The sequence below is a fragment of the Streptomyces sp. NPDC016640 genome, from assembly GCF_043076215.1.
Taxonomy (GTDB): Bacteria; Actinomycetota; Actinomycetes; order Streptomycetales; family Streptomycetaceae; genus Streptomyces.
The window spans coordinates 268,388-287,602 of record NZ_JBIBRG010000008.1 but is presented as its reverse complement, the minus strand read 5'-3'; the positions used below and the strand labels follow the sequence as shown (position 1 = coordinate 287,602).

At 71.6% G+C, this 19,215-nt stretch carries 14 protein-coding genes; 6 read left to right on the top strand and 8 right to left on the bottom strand.

What is annotated here, in order from left to right; all coding sequences use genetic code 11:
• Positions 1 to 71: 71 nt before the first annotated feature.
• From ACF07S_RS19130 to ACF07S_RS19105, 6 genes are all read right to left on the bottom strand, one after another.
• On the bottom strand, positions 72 to 1,088 hold the full coding sequence (locus ACF07S_RS19130; protein ID WP_391964581.1) for a PAC2 family protein: 1,017 nt from the start codon (positions 1,086 to 1,088) through the stop codon (positions 72 to 74).
• Between the two features lie 165 nt (positions 1,089 to 1,253).
• Positions 1,254 to 1,925 (bottom strand): FadR/GntR family transcriptional regulator, encoded by a 672-nt coding sequence (locus ACF07S_RS19125; protein WP_391964580.1) that lies wholly within the window; start codon positions 1,923 to 1,925, stop codon positions 1,254 to 1,256.
• A 188-nt stretch (positions 1,926 to 2,113) separates the two neighbouring features.
• Positions 2,114 to 3,730: an FAD-dependent oxidoreductase gene (locus tag ACF07S_RS19120; RefSeq protein ID WP_391974624.1), complete on the bottom strand. Its 1,617-nt coding sequence runs from the start codon at positions 3,728 to 3,730 to the stop codon at positions 2,114 to 2,116.
• Between the two features lie 8 nt (positions 3,731 to 3,738).
• Positions 3,739 to 5,277: a glycerol kinase GlpK gene (gene glpK, locus ACF07S_RS19115; protein ID WP_391964578.1), complete on the bottom strand. Its 1,539-nt coding sequence runs from the start codon at positions 5,275 to 5,277 to the stop codon at positions 3,739 to 3,741.
• An 83-nt stretch (positions 5,278 to 5,360) separates the two neighbouring features.
• Positions 5,361 to 6,155 (bottom strand): MIP/aquaporin family protein, encoded by a 795-nt coding sequence (locus ACF07S_RS19110; RefSeq protein WP_391964577.1) that lies wholly within the window; start codon positions 6,153 to 6,155, stop codon positions 5,361 to 5,363.
• Between the two features lie 332 nt (positions 6,156 to 6,487).
• The gene (locus ACF07S_RS19105) at positions 6,488 to 7,252 is read right to left on the bottom strand and encodes an IclR family transcriptional regulator (RefSeq protein WP_391974623.1); all 765 of its coding nucleotides are present in this window, start codon (positions 7,250 to 7,252) and stop codon (positions 6,488 to 6,490) included.
• A gap of 297 nt (positions 7,253 to 7,549) precedes the next feature.
• On the opposite strand from ACF07S_RS19105, the gene metH reads away from it, so the two are divergent.
• The 3 genes from metH to ACF07S_RS19090 all read left to right on the top strand — a co-directional run bounded on the left by metH (position 7,550) and on the right by ACF07S_RS19090 (position 13,943).
• Positions 7,550 to 11,062: a methionine synthase gene (gene metH, locus ACF07S_RS19100; protein WP_391964575.1), complete on the top strand. Its 3,513-nt coding sequence runs from the start codon at positions 7,550 to 7,552 to the stop codon at positions 11,060 to 11,062.
• Between the two features lie 126 nt (positions 11,063 to 11,188).
• Positions 11,189 to 11,890, top strand: coding sequence for an HAD family hydrolase (locus ACF07S_RS19095; RefSeq protein WP_391964574.1), 702 nt, complete (start codon positions 11,189 to 11,191; stop codon positions 11,888 to 11,890).
• 445 nt (positions 11,891 to 12,335) lie between these two features.
• Positions 12,336 to 13,943 (top strand): ABC transporter substrate-binding protein, encoded by a 1,608-nt coding sequence (locus tag ACF07S_RS19090; RefSeq protein WP_391964573.1) that lies wholly within the window; start codon positions 12,336 to 12,338, stop codon positions 13,941 to 13,943.
• Between the two features lie 89 nt (positions 13,944 to 14,032).
• On the opposite strand, the gene ACF07S_RS19085 is transcribed toward ACF07S_RS19090, so the two are convergent.
• Both ACF07S_RS19085 and ACF07S_RS19080 read right to left on the bottom strand, forming a co-directional pair.
• Entirely contained in the window at positions 14,033 to 14,704 is a 672-nt protein-coding gene (locus ACF07S_RS19085; RefSeq protein WP_184766662.1) for a response regulator transcription factor, read from the bottom strand.
• A 14-nt stretch (positions 14,705 to 14,718) separates the two neighbouring features.
• Positions 14,719 to 15,663 (bottom strand): RecB family exonuclease, encoded by a 945-nt coding sequence (locus tag ACF07S_RS19080; RefSeq protein ID WP_391974622.1) that lies wholly within the window; start codon positions 15,661 to 15,663, stop codon positions 14,719 to 14,721.
• A 184-nt stretch (positions 15,664 to 15,847) separates the two neighbouring features.
• On the opposite strand from ACF07S_RS19080, the gene ACF07S_RS19075 reads away from it, so the two are divergent.
• The 3 genes from ACF07S_RS19075 (at position 15,848) to ACF07S_RS19065 (ending at position 19,213) form a co-directional block, all read left to right on the top strand.
• Positions 15,848 to 17,434, top strand: a complete 1,587-nt coding sequence (locus ACF07S_RS19075) for a site-2 protease family protein (RefSeq protein WP_391964571.1) — start codon at positions 15,848 to 15,850, stop codon at positions 17,432 to 17,434.
• Positions 17,435 to 17,502: 68 nt separating this feature from the next.
• Complete coding sequence (locus tag ACF07S_RS19070; RefSeq protein WP_142196364.1) at positions 17,503 to 18,405, top strand: tRNA (adenine-N1)-methyltransferase; 903 nt, start codon at positions 17,503 to 17,505, stop codon at positions 18,403 to 18,405.
• Positions 18,406 to 18,634: 229 nt separating this feature from the next.
• A complete protein-coding gene (locus ACF07S_RS19065) occupies positions 18,635 to 19,213 on the top strand; it encodes a hypothetical protein (protein WP_391964570.1) in 579 nt (192 codons plus the stop codon).
• Positions 19,214 to 19,215: the final 2 nt, after the last annotated feature.

Here is a 19,215-nt window from a genome sequence, read left to right as displayed (position 1 = left end):
GCACCGGCCCGCGCACGCGAGAAGGGGCGCCCGTCCTCGGACGGGCGCCCCTTCTCGCGTGCGCGGGCCGTTCAGTCCTCCGACGACTCCCCGCCGTCCGTGTCCGGACCCGGTTCCGGCTCGGTGCCCGCCCCCGGCTCCGGCTTCGGCGGCCTCGACGGGCGGGAGCGCCCGCCCGGACCGTCCCGCCGGAACGGCGTCCCGTCCGAGCCGTCGGCCGTGGCGTGCCCGCCGGGCGGGCCCGACGCCCCGTCACGGCGCCGCAGGTACCGCTCGAACTCGCGGGCGATCGCCTCGCCCGACGCCTCCGGCAGCTCGGCGGTGTCCCGGGCCTCCTCCAGCGTCTGGACGTACTCGGCGACCTCGCTGTCCTCCGCGGCCAGTTGGTCCACGCCCAGCTGCCAGGCCCGCGCGTCCTCGGGCAGCTCGCCCAGCGGGACGCGCACGTCGATCAGGTCCTCCAGCCGGTTGAGGAGGGCCAGCGTGGCCTTCGGGTTGGGCGGCTGCGACACGTAGTGCGGTACCGCCGCCCACAGCGACACCGCCGGCACACCGGCGTGGGTGCACGCCTCCTGGAGGATGCCGACGATGCCCGTCGGGCCCTCGTACTTGGTCTCCTCCAGGTCCATGCGGCGGGCCAGGTCCGGATCGGACGTGGTCCCGCTGATCGGGACCGGCCGGGTGTGCGGGGTGTCGCCGAGCAGGGCGCCCAGCACCACCACGAGTTCCACGCCGAGTTCGTGTGCGAAGCCGAGGATCTCGTTGCAGAACGAACGCCACCGCATGGACGGTTCGATGCCGCGGACCAGCACCAGGTCACGGGGCTTGTCACCACCGACCCGGACCACCGACAGCCGTGTGGTCGGCCAGGTGATCCTGCGGACCCCGCCGTCCATGAACACCGTGGGGCGGTTCACCTGGAAGTCGTAGTAGTCCTCGGCGTCCAGCGCCGCGAACACCTCGCCCTTCCACTCCCTGTCCAGATGAGCGACCGCGGTGGAGGCTGCGTCACCGGCATCGTTCCAGCCCTCGAACGCGGCCACCATGACCGGGTCGATCAGCTCGGGAACCCCCTCGAGCTCGATCACCCAGCGCCTCCTTCCGACGTGCCCTCGCGTACGTCCCAACCTTACGGCGTGCCCACGGGGGCGCCCGCAGCCCCCTTCACAAGGGGAGTGCTCCCATCACTGCCCCATCGGGCACCGCGAAACACCACTCGGTGATCGGGAGGCGCCGGGAGCGGAAGGCACCGTTCACAGTGTGGAGCGCAGCCACTGCTCCACGCTCGCGATGTGCACCGTCGCCCAGGACCGCGCCGCCTCGGCGTCCCGGTCCCGCAGGGCGGCGAGGATGGCCCGGTGCTCGCGCAGGGTGCGGCCGACGGCGTCCTCCTGGGTGAGGCCGCGCCAGATGCGGGCCCGGGTGGTGGGACCGGACAGGCCGTCGAGCAGGGAACACAGCACGGAGTTGCCCGAGCCGCGCACGATGCTCCGGTGGAAGTCCAGGTCGGCGGAGACCAGGTCCTCCACGGACGGTTCGTCGCCGAGCTCGTCCAACTGCTCGGTCAGCGCGTCCAGTCGCGCGTCGTCGATCCGGGTCGCCGCGATCGCCGTCGCGGCCGGCTCCAGGATGCGGCGCACGGCGAGGAACTCCAGGACCGTGTCGTCGCGGTGGAAGTCCACCACGAAACTCACCGCCTCCAGGAGGAGTTGCGGATCGAGGCTGGTGACGTAGGTGCCGTCGCCCTGTCGCACGTCCAGGATGCGGATCAGCGACAGCGCCCGCACCGCCTCGCGCAGGGAATTGCGGGACAGCCCCAGCTCGGCGGCGAGTTCGCTCTCCCTGGGCAGCCGGGCGCCGGGACGCAGCGCACCGGAGACGATCATCCCCTTGATCTTCTCGATCGCCTCGTCGGTGACTGCCATGACCGGTCTCCCTGCGGCTCAGACGTCCGATGTATGCCGCCCATTATGCGGGCCTCCGCGCCCGGGCCGCGCCCGGTCCGGGGTCCACCGGGTCCGGCCCGGGACCGGGCAGGACGAAGGGGCGGCCCCGCCGGTGCGGAACCGCCCCTTCCCCTGCCGGCTCCGGTGCGGAGGAGCCGGTGGTCCGGTCACTTCCGGTCGAGCAGCTCCTGGACGCCGGCGCGCACCTCGTCCGTGGCCAGGCCCCGGATCGTCAGGGTGGTGCGGCGGCGCAGCACGTCGTCCGCCGTCTCGGCCCACTCGTGGTCCCGGGCCCAGACGACCTGCGCCCAGATCTCCGGGGCGTCCGGGTGGACGCGCCGGCCGAGCGCCGGGTCGTCGTTGGCCAGGCGGGCGATGTCGAAAGCCAGCGAACCGTAGTGGGTGGCCAGGTGCCGTGCGGTGTCCGCCGCCATCCGCGGGCCGGGCGCCGGACCGTCGATCAGCAGGCGGTGGGCGACCGCGCGCGGGTTGGCGACACCCGGCAGCGGCAGCTTCTTCGGCAGCGCGGAGACCGGCTCGAAGTCGTCGCCCAGCGGGTGGCCCGGCAGCGACTGGAGCTTCTGCATCACCGTACGGCCGATGTGGCGGAAGGTGGTCCACTTGCCGCCCGCGACGGACAGCATGCCGCCCCGGCCCTCGGTGACCACCGTCTCCCGCTTGGCCTTGGCCGTGTCACCGGGACCGCCCGGCAGCACCCGCAGGCCCGCGAACGCGTAGGTGATCAGATCACGGTCGAGCTGCTGGTCGCGGATGGAGAACGCGGCCTCGTCGAGGATCTGGGATATGTCCCCGTCGTTGACCGCGACGTCCGCCGGGTCGCCCTCGAACTCCTCGTCGGTGGTGCCGAGCAGCAGCATGTCCTCCCACGGGAGGGCGAAGGTGATCCGGTACTTGTCGATCGGCGTCGCCAGCGCGGCCTTCCACGGCGAGGTCCGCTTCAGGACCAGGTGCGCGCCCTTCGACAGACGGATGGACGGCGCGGCATCCGGGTTCTCCATCCGGCGCAGGTGGTCGACCCAGGGACCGGTCGCGTTCAGCACGAGACGGGCGTCGACGCCGAACTCGTCGCCGGAGACGCGGTCGCGCAGCTCGGCACCGGTGACCCGGCCCCTGGTGAAGCGCAGGCCGGTCACCTCGGCGTGGTTGAGGACGACCGCGCCGGACTCGGTCGCCGCGCGGACCGTCATCAGCGCCATGCGCGCGTCGTTCATCTGGTCGTCGCCGTACACGGCCACGGCCCTGAGGTTCTCGGTGCGCAGCTCCGGCACCTCCTGCGCCGCCTTGGCGGGGGAGAGCAGGTGCCCGACGCCGTCACCGAAGGCCGACAGCGCCGAGTAGGCGAAGACACCGGCCCCGAGCTTCGCCGCGCCGTGCGGCCCGTCCTTGTAGACCGGGAGGTAGAACGTGAGCGGGTTCGCCAGGTGGGGGGCCACCTGACGGGAGACCGCGCGGCGCTCGAAGTGGTTCTCCGCCACCAGCCTCACCGCGCCGGTCTGCAGGTACCGCAGACCGCCGTGGAGCAGCTTGGAGGAGGCGGAGGAGGTGGCGCCGGCGAAGTCGCCGGCGTCCACCAGGGCCACCCTGAGGCCGGACTGCGCGGCGTGCCAGGCGGTGGAGATGCCCAGGATGCCGCCGCCGATCACGAGAAGGTCGTACGACGCCTTGGAGAGCTGCTCCCGGGTCTCGGCGCGGCTCGGGTTCGAGCCGGACGCCGGGTGCGTCCCCAGGGCAGGCACGGACTGCAGGGTGGACTTGGTGGTCATGCGGTTTCCTACTCCTCGTCCTCGAGCCAGCCCATGGTCCGTTCGACGGCCTTGAGCCAGCTCTTGTACTCACGGTCGCGGGTGTCCGCGTCCATGCGGGGGGTCCACTCGGCGGCCCGCCGCCAGTTGGCGCGCAGGTCGTCGGTGCTGTTCCAGAAGCCGACGGCCAGGCCGGCGGCGTAGGCGGCGCCGAGGCAGGTGGTCTCGGCGACCATCGGACGCACCACGGGCGCGTCCAGGAAGTCCGAGAGGGTCTGCATCAGCAGGTTGTTGGAGGTCATGCCGCCGTCGACCTTGAGGGCGGTCAGCTCCACACCGGAGTCCTTCGTCATGGCGTCCGCGATCTCCCGCGTCTGCCAGGCGGTGGCCTCCAGCACGGCGCGCGCGAGGTGCGCCTTGGTGACGTACCGGGTCAGGCCGGCGATCACACCGCGGGCGTCGGAGCGCCAGTACGGGGCGAACAGGCCGGAGAAGGCCGGTACGAAGTAGGCGCCGCCGTTGTCCTCGACGGACAGGGCGAGCGTCTCGATCTCGGCGGCGGTGGAGATCAGGCCCATCTGGTCGCGCATCCACTGCACCAGCGAGCCGGTGACGGCGATCGAGCCCTCCAGGGCGTAGACCGTGTCCTGGTCACCGATCTTGTAGCCGACGGTGGTCAGCAGGCCGCTGTAGGAGTTGATGATCTTGTCGCCGGTGTTCATCACCATGAAGGTGCCGGTGCCGTACGTCGACTTGGTCTCGCCCTCGGCGAAACAGGTCTGGCCGAACAGCGCCGCCTGCTGGTCGCCCAGCGCGGAGGCGACCGGGATGCCGCCGAGCAGCTCGCCCAGCTCGCCGCCCCTGATCTCGCCGTAGACCTCGGCGGAGGAGCGGATCTCGGGGAGCATCGTCGTCGGGACGCCGATGGACTCGGCGATCCTCTCGTCCCACTGCGTGGTGTGCAGGTTCATCAGCAGGGTGCGGGACGCGTTGGTGACGTCGGTGACGTGGTGGCCGCCGTCGACACCACCGGTCAGGTTCCAGATGACCCAGGTGTCCATGGTGCCGAAGAGGATGTCGCCCGCCTCGGCGCGCTCCTTGAGGCCGTCGACGTTGTCGAGCAGCCAGCGGGCCTTGGGGCCGGCGAAGTAGGAGGCGAGGGGGAGACCGGTCTCGCGGCGGAAGCGGTCCTGGCCGACGTTGCGGCCGAGTTCGCGGCACAGGGCGTCGGTGCGGGTGTCCTGCCAGACGATGGCGTTGTGGACCGGCTCACCGGTGTTCCTGTCCCACAGCACGGTGGTCTCGCGCTGGTTGGTGATGCCGATGGCCTTGATGTCGTCGCGGGTGATGCCGGCCTTGGCGACGGCTCCGGCGACGACCTGCTGGACGTTGGTCCAGATCTCGGTGGCGTCGTGCTCGACCCAGCCAGGCTTGGGGAAGATCTGCTCGTGCTCCTTCTGGTCGACGGAGACGATGCGGCCGTCGCGGTCGAAGACGATGCAGCGGGAGGAGGTCGTGCCCTGGTCGATGGCTGCGATGAACGGGCCGGCGGTGTGGGCGTCGGTCACGGTGTGCTCCTGGGAGTTCCTTGGTTACGGGGCTGTACGTACGGCGCTGCTACAACACTCGGGGTTCGCGGCGAGCTCGGCACCTACACGAAGGCGACGTTGTAGAGGCCGGCCGCGATGAAGCCGCCGATCAGCGGACCGACCACCGGGACCCAGGCGTAGGACCAGTCGGAACCGCCCTTGTTGGGCAGCGGCAGCAGGGCGTGCACCACGCGCGGACCCAGGTCGCGGGCCGGGTTGATGGCGTAACCGGTCGGGCCGCCCAGCGACAGGCCGATCGAGACGACCACGAGTGCCGTGATCAGGCCGCCCAGCACGCCGAGGCCGTTGCCCGCGTCGTTCAGGCCCTGGGTGAGCACGGCGAGCAGCAGCACGACGGTGCCGACGATCTCCGTGGCGAGGTTCTGCACCGTGTTCCGGATCTCCGGCCCGGTGGAGAAGATGCCGAGCACCGGGCCCGCCCCCTTCTCCTGCGCCTCGACCGCCTTGGCGGTGGTGGTCTGCGTGCCCGGGCCGCCGACGATCTCCTGGTCGGTCAGGTGGGCCTGGAACTGACCGTAGTAGGCCACCCAGACCAGAGCCGCACCGATCATCGCGCCGAGGAACTCCCCGGCGAAGTACGTCGGGACGTCGCCCCACTCGCCGTCCTTGACGGCGAGGGCGACGGTCACGGCCGGGTTGAGGTGGGCGCCCGAGAGCGGCCCCGCGATGTACACCGCCGTCATGACGGCGAAGCCCCACCCGAAGGCGATGGCGAGCCAGCCGGCGTTGCGGGCCTTGGAGCCCTTCAGGGTCACGGCGGCGCAGACACCGCCGCCGAGCAGGATGAGTATGGCGGTACCGATGGTCTCGCCGATGAAGATGTCGGAGCTGGACACCCGCGACTCCTTTGTCCTTCGTCCAGGGAGCCGACCCCCGGGTCCCACCGGGAATTGGCGCCCTCAGGGGTGAGAGCGATGCCGGCCCTTGGCGTTGTCACACTCTAACGCGTATTGCCGGTAAGTGTTCGACAATGCCGACCGATGGACGGGAGTCTTGTCCGACGTCACGTATGCGTCAAGAGTTTGGTTATCGAAAACGGGATCGTTATTGATCGCCGCGGACCGGCGCCGTCCGGCGCGCCTCCGCCGTCCCGCGCTCGTACGTCCCCGCCCGGGCGCGGCTGTGGCCGGGACGCCGTACGGCGTCCCGGTCCCCGTGCGGTTTCCGCTCAGAACCGCCCGGCGCCCAGGTCCCGCGACACCGCGCGGGCGCAGTCCCGTACCGCCGCGATCAGCTCGGTACGCAGCTCGCCGTCCCGGCGCAGCCGCTCCACCGCGCCGGTGATGCCGACCGCGCCGACCGGCATGCGGCGCCGGTCGTGGATCGGGGCGGCGATGGAGGCGACGCCCTCCCAGGTCTCCTCCACGTCCGCCGCGTAGCCGCGCGCGCGGGTGAGGTCGAGAAGGTGCTCGAAGCCGTCCGGGTCGCAGACGGTGCGGTCGGTGAACGCCTTGCGGTCGGCCTCCAGGGCCTCGCTGTGCGCCACCGGGTCGTAGGCCGACAGCACCTTGCCCAGGGCCGTGGAGTGCAGGGGCTGCATCGCCCCTATCTCCAGGACCTGCCGGCTGTCGTCGGGCCGGAAGACGTGGTGCACGATCAGCACGCCCTGCTGGTGCAGCACGCCCAGGTGGACGCTCTCGCCGCTGGAGCGGGCCAGGTCGTCCGTCCACACCAGGGCGCGCGCCCGCAGCTCGTGGACGTCGAGGTAGGTGGTGCCCAGGCGCAGCAGCTCGGCGCCCAGCTGGTAGCGGCCGGAGGCGTCGTCCTGCTCGACGAACCCCTCGTGCTGGAGGGTGCGCAGTATGCCGTGGGCGGTGCCCTTGGCGAGGCCCAGCGACGAGGCGATGTCCGACAGGCCGAGCCGCCGCTCGCCGCCCGCGAGCAGCCGCAGCATCGCTGCCGCCCGTTCGAGCGACTGGATGTTCCGTGCCATCGCCGTACTGCCTCCGTCCCCTTCGACCGTCGACCCGCGACGCCGCTGCCGCCGTTCGGCAATGCCGAACACTACCGGCCGATGCCGACCTCCCGCTAATGGTCGGACGAGGCCGGTTCCGTCACTCCCGCTCCGTACGGCGGCTGTCGGCCATCTTCGTCCGGCCCGTGGACGCTCCGAACATCAGGCCCCGGTCCCCGATACCCTGGCGGCGTGCGCCTCGCCGGGGAAGCTCGCAAGGGAGCTTTCCGGGCCACCGCAAAGCCGACAGCCGTCGCACCTGAGGGAGCCCCTTTCATGGCCTCGTCGCCGCTGACCCCTTCCGCCGACAGCCGGACCCGCGCGTCCGCCCTCCGTGAGGCGCTCGCCACCCGAGTGGTGGTCGCCGACGGAGCCATGGGCACCATGCTCCAGGCCCAGGACCCCACCCTCGAGGACTTCCAGAACCTCGAGGGCTGCAACGAGATCCTGAACCTGACCCGCCCCGACATCGTCCGTTCGGTCCACGCCGAGTACTTCGGCGCCGGAGTCGACTGCGTCGAGACGAACACCTTCGGCGCCAACCTCACCGCCCTGGGCGAGTACGACATCCCGGAGCGCGTCGCGGAGCTGTCCGAGGCCGGTGCGCGCATCGCCCGCGAGACGGCGGACGAGTTCGCGGCCCGGGACGGCCGCCCGCGCTGGGTGCTGGGATCGATGGGGCCGGGCACCAAGCTGCCCACGCTCGGCCACACCACGTTCGGGGTCATCCGCGACGCCTACCAGCGCAACGCCGAGGGCCTGCTCGCGGGCGGCGCGGACGCGCTGCTGGTGGAGACCACCCAGGACCTGCTGCAGACCAAGGCCTCCGTCGTCGCCGCCCGCCGCGCGATGGAGACCGCCGGGTACGAGGTCCCGCTGATCGTGTCGGTCACGGTGGAGACGACGGGCACCATGCTGCTCGGCTCCGAGATCGGCGCCGCGCTGACCGCGCTGGAGCCGCTGGGCGTCGACATGATCGGCCTGAACTGCGCGACCGGCCCCGCCGAGATGAGCGAGCACCTGCGCTATCTGGCCCGCCACTCCCGCGTCCGGCTGTCGTGCATGCCGAACGCCGGCCTGCCCGAGCTCACCAAGGACGGGGCCCGCTATCCGCTGTCCCCGGCGCAGCTGGCGGACGCCCAGGAGACGTTCGTGCAGGACTACGGCCTGTCCCTGGTGGGCGGCTGCTGCGGTACGACGCCCGAGCACCTGCGGCAGCTGGTGGAGCGGGTGCGCGACCTGGTTCCCGCGGAGCGCGACCCGCGTCCGGAGCCGGGCGCGGCCTCCCTGTACCAGACCGTGCCGTTCCGGCAGGACACCTCCTACCTGGCGATCGGCGAGCGGACGAACGCCAACGGCTCCAAGAAGTTCCGCGAGGCCATGCTGGAGGGCCGCTGGGACAACTGCGTGGAGATGGCCCGCGAGCAGATCCGCGAGGGCGCGCACATGCTCGACCTGTGCGTGGACTACGTCGGCCGCGACGGCGTCGCCGACATGGAGGAACTGGCCGGCCGCTTCGCCACCGCCTCCACGCTGCCGATCGTGCTGGACTCCACCGAGGTCGACGTGATCCGCGCGGGCCTGGAGAAGCTGGGCGGCCGCGCGGTGATCAACTCGGTGAACTACGAGGACGGCGACGGCCCCGAGTCGCGGTTCGCCAAGGTCACGGCGCTGGCCAGGGAGCACGGCGCCGCGCTGATCGCGCTGACCATCGACGAGGAGGGCCAGGCCCGCACCGCCGAGAAGAAGGTCGAGATCGCCGAGCGGCTGATCGCCGACCTCACCGGCACCTGGGGCATCCACGAGGAGGACATCCTCGTCGACTGCCTGACCTTCACCATCTGCACCGGTCAGGAGGAGTCCCGCAAGGACGGCATCGCCACCATCGAGGGCATCCGCGAACTCAAGCGCCGCCACCCGAAGGTGCAGACCACGCTGGGCCTGTCGAACATCTCCTTCGGCCTCAACCCGGCCGCGCGGATCCTGCTGAACTCGGTCTTCCTCGACGAGTGCGTCAAGGCCGGCCTGGACTCCGCGATCGTGCACGCCTCCAAGATCCTGCCGATCGCCCGGTTCAGCGAGGAGGAGGTCACCACCGCCCTCGACCTGATCCACGACCGCCGCCGCGAGGGCTACGACCCGCTGCAGAAGCTCATGCAGCTGTTCGAGGGAGCCACCGCGAAGTCGCTGAAGGCCGGCAGGGCGGAGGAGCTGGCCGCGCTGCCGCTGGAGGAGCGCCTCAAGCGCCGCATCATCGACGGTGAGCGCAACGGCCTCGAGCAGGACCTGGACGACGCCCTCGAGGAGCGGTCCGCGCTCGCCATCGTCAACGACACCCTCCTGAACGGCATGAAGGTCGTCGGCGAACTCTTCGGCTCCGGCCAGATGCAGCTGCCGTTCGTGCTCCAGTCCGCCGAGGTGATGAAGAGGGCCGTGGCCCATCTGGAGCCGCACATGGAGAAGACCGACGAGGCGGGCAAGGGCACCATCGTGCTGGCCACCGTGCGCGGCGACGTGCACGACATCGGCAAGAACCTGGTCGACATCATCCTGTCGAACAACGGCTACAACGTGGTCAACCTGGGCATCAAGCAGCCGGTCTCGGCGATCCTGGACGCCGCCAGGGAGCACGGGGCCGACGTGATCGGCATGTCCGGGCTGCTGGTCAAGTCCACGGTGATCATGAAGGAGAACCTCGAGGAGCTCAACAGTCGCGGACTCGCCGCCGACTACCCGGTCATCCTCGGCGGGGCGGCGCTCACCCGCGCCTACGTCGAGCAGGACCTGCACGAGATCTACCAGGGCGAGGTGCGCTACGCCCGCGACGCGTTCGAGGGCCTGCGCCTGATGGACGCCCTCATCGGCATCAAGCGCGGGGTGCCCGGCGCCCAGCTGCCCGAACTGCGGCAGCGCCGCGTCCGCGCGGCCACCGTGGAGGTCGAGGAACGCCCCGAGACCGGCCACGTCCGCTCCGACGTCGCCACCGACAACCCGGTGCCCGAGCCGCCCTTCCGGGGCACCCGCGTGATCAAGGGCATCCAGCTCAAGGAGTACGCGAGCTGGCTCGACGAGGGCGCCCTGTTCAAGGGCCAGTGGGGCCTGAAGCAGGCCCGCACCGGTGAGGGGCCGACCTACGAGGAGCTCGTCGAGACCGAGGGCCGGCCGCGGCTGCGCGGGCTGCTCGACCGGCTGCAGACGGAGAACCTGCTGGAGGCGGCCGTCGTCTACGGCTACTTCCCCTGCGTCTCCAAGGACGACGACCTGATCGTCCTGGACGAAGAGGGCAACGAGCGCACCCGCTTCACCTTCCCGCGCCAGCGCCGCGGCCGCCGCCTGTGCCTGGCCGACTTCTTCCGCCCGGAGGAGTCCGGCGAGACCGACGTCGTGGGCTTCCAGGTCGTCACCGTCGGCTCCCGCATCGGCGAGGAGACCGCGCGGATGTTCGAGGCCAACGCCTACCGCGACTACCTCGAGCTCCACGGCCTGTCCGTCCAGCTGGCCGAGGCCCTCGCCGAGTACTGGCACGCGCGCGTGCGCTCCGAACTCGGCTTCGCCGGGGAGGACCCGGCCGCCATGGAGGACATGTTCGCCCTGAAGTACCGGGGCGCGCGGTTCTCCCTCGGCTACGGTGCCTGTCCGGACCTGGAGGACCGCGCCAAGATCGCCGACCTGCTCCAGCCGGAACGCATCGGCGTGCACCTCTCCGAGGAGTTCCAGCTGCACCCGGAGCAGTCCACGGACGCCATCGTGATCCACCACCCGGAGGCCAAGTACTTCAACGCACGCTGAGGCGCGAGCGTCGCTCCACGGGTCGCACCGGGCGTTCCCGTACCGCGCGACGTACACTGGTCGGTCCACCGCAGGCCGGTTCCCCTCGTGGGAGCCGGCCTGGTCGTCCCTCAAGGAGGTACATGGATGACCAGCACGGTCCCCGCGCTCGGAACGCTCACGGAGGAAGGCTCGGCCCTCCAGGCCGTACTCCTCGACATGGACGGAACCCTGGTGGACACCGAGGGTTTCTGGTGGGACGTCGAGGTCGAGGTCTTCGCCTCCCTCGGCCACACCCTCGACGACTCCTGGCGTCACGTCGTGGTCGGCGGCCCCATGACCCGCAGCGCGGGGTTCCTCATCGAGGCGACCGGGGCCGACATCGGCCTCGCCGAGCTGACGGTGCTGCTCAACGACGGTTTCGAGGACCGTATCGACCACGCCCTGCCGCTGATGCCGGGCGCCGCGCGGCTGCTCGCCGAGCTGTCCGAGCACGAGATCCCCACCGCGCTCGTCTCCGCCTCCCACCGGCGCATCATCGACCGGGTGCTGAAGACGCTGGGGCCGCAGCACTTCGCGCTGTCGGTCGCCGGTGACGAGGTGCCGCGCACCAAGCCCCACCCGGACCCCTACCTCGCGGCCGCCGCCGGTCTCGGTGTGGACCCGGTGCGGTGCGCCGTCGTCGAGGACACGGTGACGGGTGTCACCGCCGCGGAGGCCGCGGGCTGCCACGTCGTCGCCGTGCCGTCGGTGGGTCCGATCACACCGGCCGCCCGGCGGACGGTCGTCCCCTCGCTGGAAGTCGTGGACCTGACATTCCTGCGTGGTCTGATGACGGAAATGCGCTGAGCGTTCACCCAGCGTGCAGTAGTGTTACCGCCGGAATTCCGGCCGCTCGGGGCCGGGTGGCGGGCTCATGGCCCCCGAAACAATTCACCCCCGTTCCAGATGGCCGCATTCCGACCCTCGAGCTCGTTTTCATTTGTGACGTTCGCCACAGCGCGTGGGGTCGACAACGATGTCCACCTGTGCCGTCCGCCCCGTTTTGGAAGTCGGCGGTGCGCCCTTGTGTCCCGATTGGTGGGAAGGTGCACTAATCCTTCCCCGGTCACCTTCGCCGATCCGTTCGCACCCGGTTTCACTGCGTGATGAGCCCTCAACTCCGGCGGCCGCGAGCCCCCCTGCGGCCGCGGACTAATGTCGTCGCGAGAACCTCGCCCCCATCCCCGTGATCCGCTGCAACAACCCCCGCGTGCCGGATACACGGAGTCGACAGTCCTGGAGAAACTCGAGCATGAACCGCAAGACTTTGGTGCTGGCGGCCGCGATGGGCCTGCTCGCCCCGGTGCTCGCCGCCTGTGGCGACACCGAGGGTGGGGGCGGCGACGGCGACGCCATCGTGGTGGGCACCACGGACCGGTTCACCGCATCGGAGGAGGAGGGCCTCGCACCCCTCGACCCGGCCTACGCCTATGACGTCGGTACCTGGAACATCCTGCGGCAGACCGTGCAGACCCTGATGGTCCAGCCCCGCGGTGACGGCGAGCCGGTTCCCGACGCCGCCGAGTCCTGCACGTTCACCGACGCCGGCAACGAGCGCTACAGCTGCACCCTGCGCGACGGACTGAAGTTCGCGAGCGGCGACCCGGTCACGGCGGCGGACGTGAAGTTCTCCATCGACCGCGCCCGCTCCATCAAGGCCGACAGCGGTGTGTTCGCGCTGCTGTCCACCGTCGACACCGTCGAGACGCAGGGCGACCGAGAGGTGATCTTCCACCTCAAGGTGGCCGACGCCACCTTCCCGTACAAGCTGTCCACCCCGGTCGCGGGCATCGTCAACCCGGACAACTACGACAAGGACAAGCTGCGCGAGGGCTTCGAGGTCGACGGCTCCGGCCCGTACACCCTGAAGAGCGAGGTCGAGGACGGCGCGCTGGTCCGGGCCACCTACACCAGGAACGCCTCCTACAAGGGCGCGTTGAAGGTGAACAACGAGCAGGTCGAGATGGTCTCCTTCGAGAGCGCCGACGCCATGGGCGACGCGCTGGAGAAGGCCGACATCGACGTCATGACCCGCAGCATGTCGCCGGAGCAGATCCGCAAGCTCGGCAACGCCGCCGACGGCCCGATCGACCTGGTCGAGTCGCCGGGCCTGGAGATCCGGTACCTGGCCTTCAACACCGACGCCACGACCGTCAAGGACAAGGCCGTCCGCCAGGCGATGGCCCAGCTCATCAACCGCAGCGAGCTGATCGGCAACGTCTACGGCTCGCAGGCCGAGCCGCTGTTCTCGCTGGTCCCCGCCGGCGTCACCGGCCACTCCAACGCGTTCTTCAACAAGTACGGCGACCCGGACACCGCCAAGGCCCGCGAGCTGCTGGAAGAGGCCGGCGTCGAGACCCCGGTGAAGCTGACGCTGCATTACACGACCGACCACTACGGCCCCGCCACCAAGGTCGAGTTCGAGCAGCTGAGCAAGCAGCTCAACGACAGCGGTCTGTTCCAGACCGACATCAAGGGCGCCCCCTGGGCCACCTTCCGGCCCGCCGGCCAGAAGGGCCAGTACGACGTCTACGGCATGGGCTGGTTCCCGGACTTCCCGGACGCCGACGCCTTCATCGCGCCCTTCCTCGCCGAGGACAACTTCCTCAACTCGCCCTACACCAACACCGAGATCCAGGAGGACCTGATCCCGGAGTCGCGCCGCCAGGCCGACCGGCTGTCCGCCTCCGACAGCCTGACGGAGATCCAGGACATCGTCGCCGCCGAGGTCCCGGTGCTGCCGCTGTGGCAGGGCAAGCAGTACGTCGCCGCGCGCGACGACATCACCGGTACCGCCTACGCCGTCAACTCCTCCGCGACCCTCCAGCTGTGGGAGCTCGGCCGCGGCGTCAGCGGCTGACGGACCGGTGGACGGCGGTTCCGCCGGTATGACGAGGCGCCCTCCCCGGCCGGGGAGGGCGCCTCGTCATACCGGCGGAACCGGTCGCGCTACTGCGCGCCGGGACGCACCAGCCCGCTCTCGTAGGCGTACACCGCCGCCTGCACCCGGTCGCGCAGCCCCAGTTTGGTCAGGACGTGACCGACGTGCGTCTTGACGGTGGTCTCGCTGACGAACAGGTCGGCGGCGATCTCCGCGTTGGACAGCCCGCGCGCCACCAGTTTCAGCACCTCGACCTCACGCTCGGTCAGCGTGTGCAGCGTGTCCGGCACCGGCTCGTCACCGGACGGCAGGTGCGTGGCGTACTTGTCCAGCAGCCGCCGGGTGATGCTCGGCGCGAGCATCGCCTCCCCGGCCGCCACCACACGGATCGCCTGCACCAGCTCGTTGGCCGGGGCGTCCTTCAGCAGGAAGCCGCTGGCCCCCGCCCGCAGGGCCTCCACCACGTACTCGTCGAGATCGAACGTCGTCAGCACCAGCACCTTCGCCGGCCCGTTGCGTTCGGGCCCGGTGATCTGCCGGGTCGCCTCCACCCCGTCCATCCGCGGCATGCGGATGTCCATCAGCACCACGTCGGGCTGCAGCGCCCGCACCTGGTCCAGGGCCTGGAGGCCGTCTCCGGCCTCGCCGACGACCGCGAGGTCCTGCTCGGCCTCCAGGATCATCCGGAAGCCGGTACGCAGCAGCGGCTGGTCGTCGACCAGTAGGACGCGGATGGCCACGTAAGTCTCCTTCGCTAGTCCGGCCCCATTCTGCCCTGTTGGACCCCGCCGGGCTCAGCCGCCCTCACCGGCAGGGGATAGGGCGGAGGGGTGCCGCCGAACTCCGGACAGTGCGCCCGGTGGTCGCACCAGCCGCACAGCTTCGTGGGCCGCGGCCGCCAGTCACCCGTCTCGGTCGCCGCCCGGATCGCGTCCCACAGCGCGAGCAGCTTGCGCTCCACCCGCTCCAGATCGGCGAGGACGGGATCGTAGGTCAGCACATCGCCACTGCCCAGGTACACCAGCTGGAGCCGGCGCGGGACCACCTTCTTCAGCCGCCACACCACCAGCGCGTAGAATTTCATCTGGAAGAGCGCGCCCTCGGCGTACTCCGGCCGGGGGGCCTTGCCCGTCTTGTAGTCGACGATGCGCACCTCACCGGTGGGCGCCACGTCCACCCGGTCGATGATGCCGCGCAGCCTCAGTCCGGAGTCCAGCTCCGCCTCGACGAACAGCTCCCGCTCGGCGGGCTCCAGCCGGCTCGGGTCCTCGAGCGTGAACCACCGCTCGACCAGGGCCTCGGCCTCCGCCAGCCAGCCGGCGAGACGCTCGCCCTCCGGGTCGTCGGCGAAGAGCTCCACGACCTCGGGACGGGACTCGCGCAGCCGGTCCCACTGACCCGGGATCATCGCCTTCGCCCGCGGCGCGGTGCGCTCCGCCGCGGGAGCGTCGAAGAGGCGCTCCAGCACCGCGTGCACCAGGGTGCCCCGGGTCGCCGCCGCGCTCGGTTTCTCCGGCAGCCGGTCGATGACCCGGAACCGGTACAGCAGCGGGCACTGCATGAAGTCACCGGCACGCGAGGGGGACAGCGAGGCGGGCGGTGGGGCGGCGGCCCCGGCCACCACGGCCGTCTCCACCGCCACGTCCGCCGTGACCTGGCTGCTGTCGGGCCGCTCCGTGCCCTCGGTGCTCGTCTCCATGACCACAGACCTTACGGCCCGGCACCGACAGCGCGGTGCGATCGAAGGGGGAGGAGGGGGAGGAGGGGAAGGAGGGGCGAAGACGGGGGTGCCGGGGCGGAACGGGCGACGAACGCCGCATACCATCGACTCCAGACCCTCCCGTCCGGCAGGCACGGGAGACGCAGCGAGCGAGGGGACACCGGTGGATGTAAGCGGCGGGCGCGGGCAGCCGCGGTCCGGCAACGACGAGTCGGCCGCGCACACGGAGCCCCGGCTCCCGGCCACCGACGACGCCGGCGGTCACTCCACGACCACGTCCGGCCCCACCGACCGCACGCCTCACGCGCCCGAGGGGACCACGGGGCCGGGCGCCCCCGGACCCGGGGGCGAGCAGCCCGTCCCCGACGCCCCGCCGGCACCCGCGGCGCCCCGGCAACAGGATGCCCACGCCGGCCCGTCCTCCGGCGCGGAGGCCGGCCCGCCCGCCGGACAGGGCGCGCCCGGCACCGAGGCCGCCCCGGCCGGTCCGGGCCGGACCGCGGAGGCCGGGCAGGACCCCACCGGGGACCAGGCGTCCCACCGGCGCGGCGAGCGCCCGCTCGCCCACGCGGGCCCCGGGCCGCGGCGGCCGCAGGAGCGGCAGCGCGGCGGACTGCTGATGGGGCGGCCGTTCGGGGTGCCCGTCTACGTGGCCCCGAGCTGGTTCCTCGTGGCCATCCTCATCACCTGGGTCTTCGGCGGGCAGATCGACCGGGTGCTGCCCGGGCTCGGTGCCGCCAGCTACCTGGTCTCCCTGTTCTTCGCGGTCGCCTTCTACGCCTCCGTGCTGGTCCACGAGCTGGCCCACACCCTCGCCGCCCTCCGCTTCAAACTCCCGGTGCGCCGCATCCAGCTGCAGTTCTTCGGCGGCGTCTCCGAGATCGAGAAGGAGGCCGAGACACCCGGCCGCGAGTTCGTCCTCGCCTTCGTCGGCCCGCTGCTCTCCCTCGTCCTGTCCGGCCTGTTCTACCTCGCGCTGCTGGCCGTCGACCCCAGCAGCGTCCCCGGCGTCCTGCTGGCCGGCCTGATGGTCTCCAACCTCATCGTGGCCCTCTTCAACCTCCTGCCCGGCCTGCCCCTCGACGGCGGCCGCATGCTCCGCGCCGTCGTCTGGAAGATCACCGGCAAGCCGATGACCGGCACCGTCGCCGCCGCATGGGTCGGCCGTGCCCTCGCCGTCTGCGTCCTCATCGGTCTGCCGCTCCTCACCCAGTCCGGAGCCCTCGGCTCCGAAGCCGTGGACAACGTCGGCATGGACACCGTCCTGGACGCCCTGCTCGCCGCCATCCTGGCCGCGATCATCTGGACCGGCGCTGGCAACAGCCTGCGCATGGCCCGGCTGCGCGAACACCTCCCCGAATTGCGCGCCCGCGCCCTCACCCGCCGCGCGGTGCCCGTCGAGACCGACACCCCCCTGTCCGAGGCCCTGCGCCGGGCCAACGCCGCGGGCGCCCGCGCCCTGGTCGTCGTGGACCCCGACGGCGTGCCCCTCTCCCTGGTCCGCGAGGCCGCCATCGTCGGCGTACCCGAACACCGCCGTCCCTGGGTACCGGTCAGCGGACTCGCCCAGGACCTCACCGACGGCATGCGCGTCTCCGCCGAGCTCGCGGGGGAGGACCTGCTGGACGCCCTGCGCACGACACCCGCGACCGAGTACCTGGTGGTCGAGGACACCGGCGAGATCTACGGCGTCCTGTCCGCGGCCGACGTCGAGCGCGCCTTCGTCAAGGCCATGGCCCGCCCCTCGTAGTCCCGGCGTGGCCGGGGCGGCCGGTGGGCGTGGTCGGCTGCCCCCGCGCGGACCGGTAGGCTGGTCACATGTCCGAACCGACCGGTGCCGCCCGCAGGCGCGGGCCCTTCAAGGTCGGGGACCAGGTTCAGCTGACCGACCCCAAGGGCCGCCACTACACGTTCACGCTCGAGGCCGGGAAGAATTTCCACACCCACAAGGGTTCCTTCCCGCACGACGAACTGATCGGTGCTCCCGAGGGCAGCGTTGTCCGCACCACCGGGAACGTCGCCTACCTCGCGCTGCGCCCCCTGCTCCCCGACTACGTCCTGTCCATGCCCCGCGGGGCGGCAGTCGTCTACCCCAAGGACGCGGGGCAGATCCTCGCCTTCGCCGACATCTTCCCCGGCGCGCGCGTCGTCGAGGCCGGCGTCGGCTCCGGCTCGCTCAGCAGCTTCCTGCTGCGCGCCATCGGCGACCAGGGCATGCTGCACAGCTACGAGCGCCGCGAGGACTTCGCCGACATCGCCCGGCAGAACGTGGAGCGCTACTTCGGCGGCCCGCACCCCGCCTGGCAGCTCACCGTCGGCGACCTCCAGGACAACCTGTCCGACACCGACGTCGACCGCGTCATCCTCGACATGCTCGCCCCCTGGGAGTGCCTGGAGGCCGTCTCCAAGGCGCTCGTGCCCGGCGGCATCCTGTGCTGCTACGTCGCGACCACCACCCAGCTCGCCCGGACCGTCGAGTCCATCCGCGAGATCGGCTGCTTCAACGAGCCGACCGCCTGGGAGACGATGATCCGCAACTGGCACATCGAGGGCCTGGCCGTCCGCCCGGACCACCGGATGATCGGCCACACCGGCTTCCTGCTCACCGCGCGCCGCCTCGCCGACGGCGTCGAGCCGCCCATGCGCCGCCGCCGCCCCGCCAAGGGCGCCTACGGCGAGGACTACGCAGGCCCCAACGCCGACGGAGGCGCCGCCCGCTGAGGCGGCCCGCCACCGCTTCAGCTTCAACGCACGGGCGCCGTGGCGCAGTTCCCCGTATTCACGGGGAACTGCGCCACGGCGCCCTCGTCTTGAGGCGACGGAAGAAGCACAACCCTCCCCGGTTCCCCGGCGCCGGGAACCGCACACCCCCGCCGTTCCCTCCGTGCTGTGACGTGTGGCACGATGCTGGCCACCCACACCGGCACAGCCCTCACAGGAGACACTCCTCGTGCAGCCCTCCGCCGTCCCGGAGCTCGCCCACACGCACACCCGCCCCATCCACTGGGTCGCCACCGCCACGGCCGTCGCCGGGGTCGTCGCCCTGTCCTCGGTCCTGGGGCCCGGTGCCGCGACCGCGGCCCCCACGCCCGGGCCGCAGGCGAAGAGCGCTCCGGCGCACGTCGCGCCGCCCGACCCCGCAGCCGTCGAGTTCCCCCTCGAGTGCGGGCCGGTGAAGGCCGTGGTGGAGAAGAAGGCGTCCGGCGACCTCGACGGCGACGGGCGCCCCGAGACGGTGGCGGCGGTCCACTGCGACGCCCCCATGGGCACCCCGCCCGACGGCGTCTACGTCCTGACCCGGGCCGCCGGCAGCACCGGACCGCGCGTGGTCGCCACCCTCGTCGACCCCGGGGACCGCACCAACGTCGACGACTTCGCCGTACGTGACGGCGAGGTCACCGCCACCCTCCTCGGCTACTCGTCCGCGGCCGTGCCCAGTTGCTGCCCCGATGTGCGCGAGAGCGTGAAATGGCGGTGGGAGGACGGCGCGTTCGTCCGGTCCGCGCCGTCCGGCGCCGCACGTGTGTGACC

Excerpts from the sequence above, each read along its gene's own strand:
- ACF07S_RS19125 (WP_391964580.1), bottom strand. The coding sequence starts at position 1,925 with ATGGCAGTCACCGACGAGGCGATCGAGAAGATCAAGGGGATGATCGTC.
- ACF07S_RS19090 (WP_391964573.1), top strand. The coding sequence starts at position 12,336 with ATGAACCGCAAGACTTTGGTGCTGGCGGCCGCGATGGGCCTGCTCGCC.
- ACF07S_RS19080 (WP_391974622.1), bottom strand. The coding sequence starts at position 15,663 with ATGGAGACGAGCACCGAGGGCACGGAGCGGCCCGACAGCAGCCAGGTC.
- metH (WP_391964575.1), top strand. The coding sequence starts at position 7,550 with ATGGCCTCGTCGCCGCTGACCCCTTCCGCCGACAGCCGGACCCGCGCG.
- ACF07S_RS19070 (WP_142196364.1), top strand. The coding sequence starts at position 17,503 with ATGTCCGAACCGACCGGTGCCGCCCGCAGGCGCGGGCCCTTCAAGGTC.
- ACF07S_RS19095 (WP_391964574.1), top strand. The coding sequence starts at position 11,189 with ATGACCAGCACGGTCCCCGCGCTCGGAACGCTCACGGAGGAAGGCTCG.
- ACF07S_RS19120 (WP_391974624.1), bottom strand. The coding sequence starts at position 3,730 with ATGACCACCAAGTCCACCCTGCAGTCCGTGCCTGCCCTGGGGACGCAC.
- ACF07S_RS19105 (WP_391974623.1), bottom strand. The coding sequence starts at position 7,252 with ATGGCACGGAACATCCAGTCGCTCGAACGGGCGGCAGCGATGCTGCGG.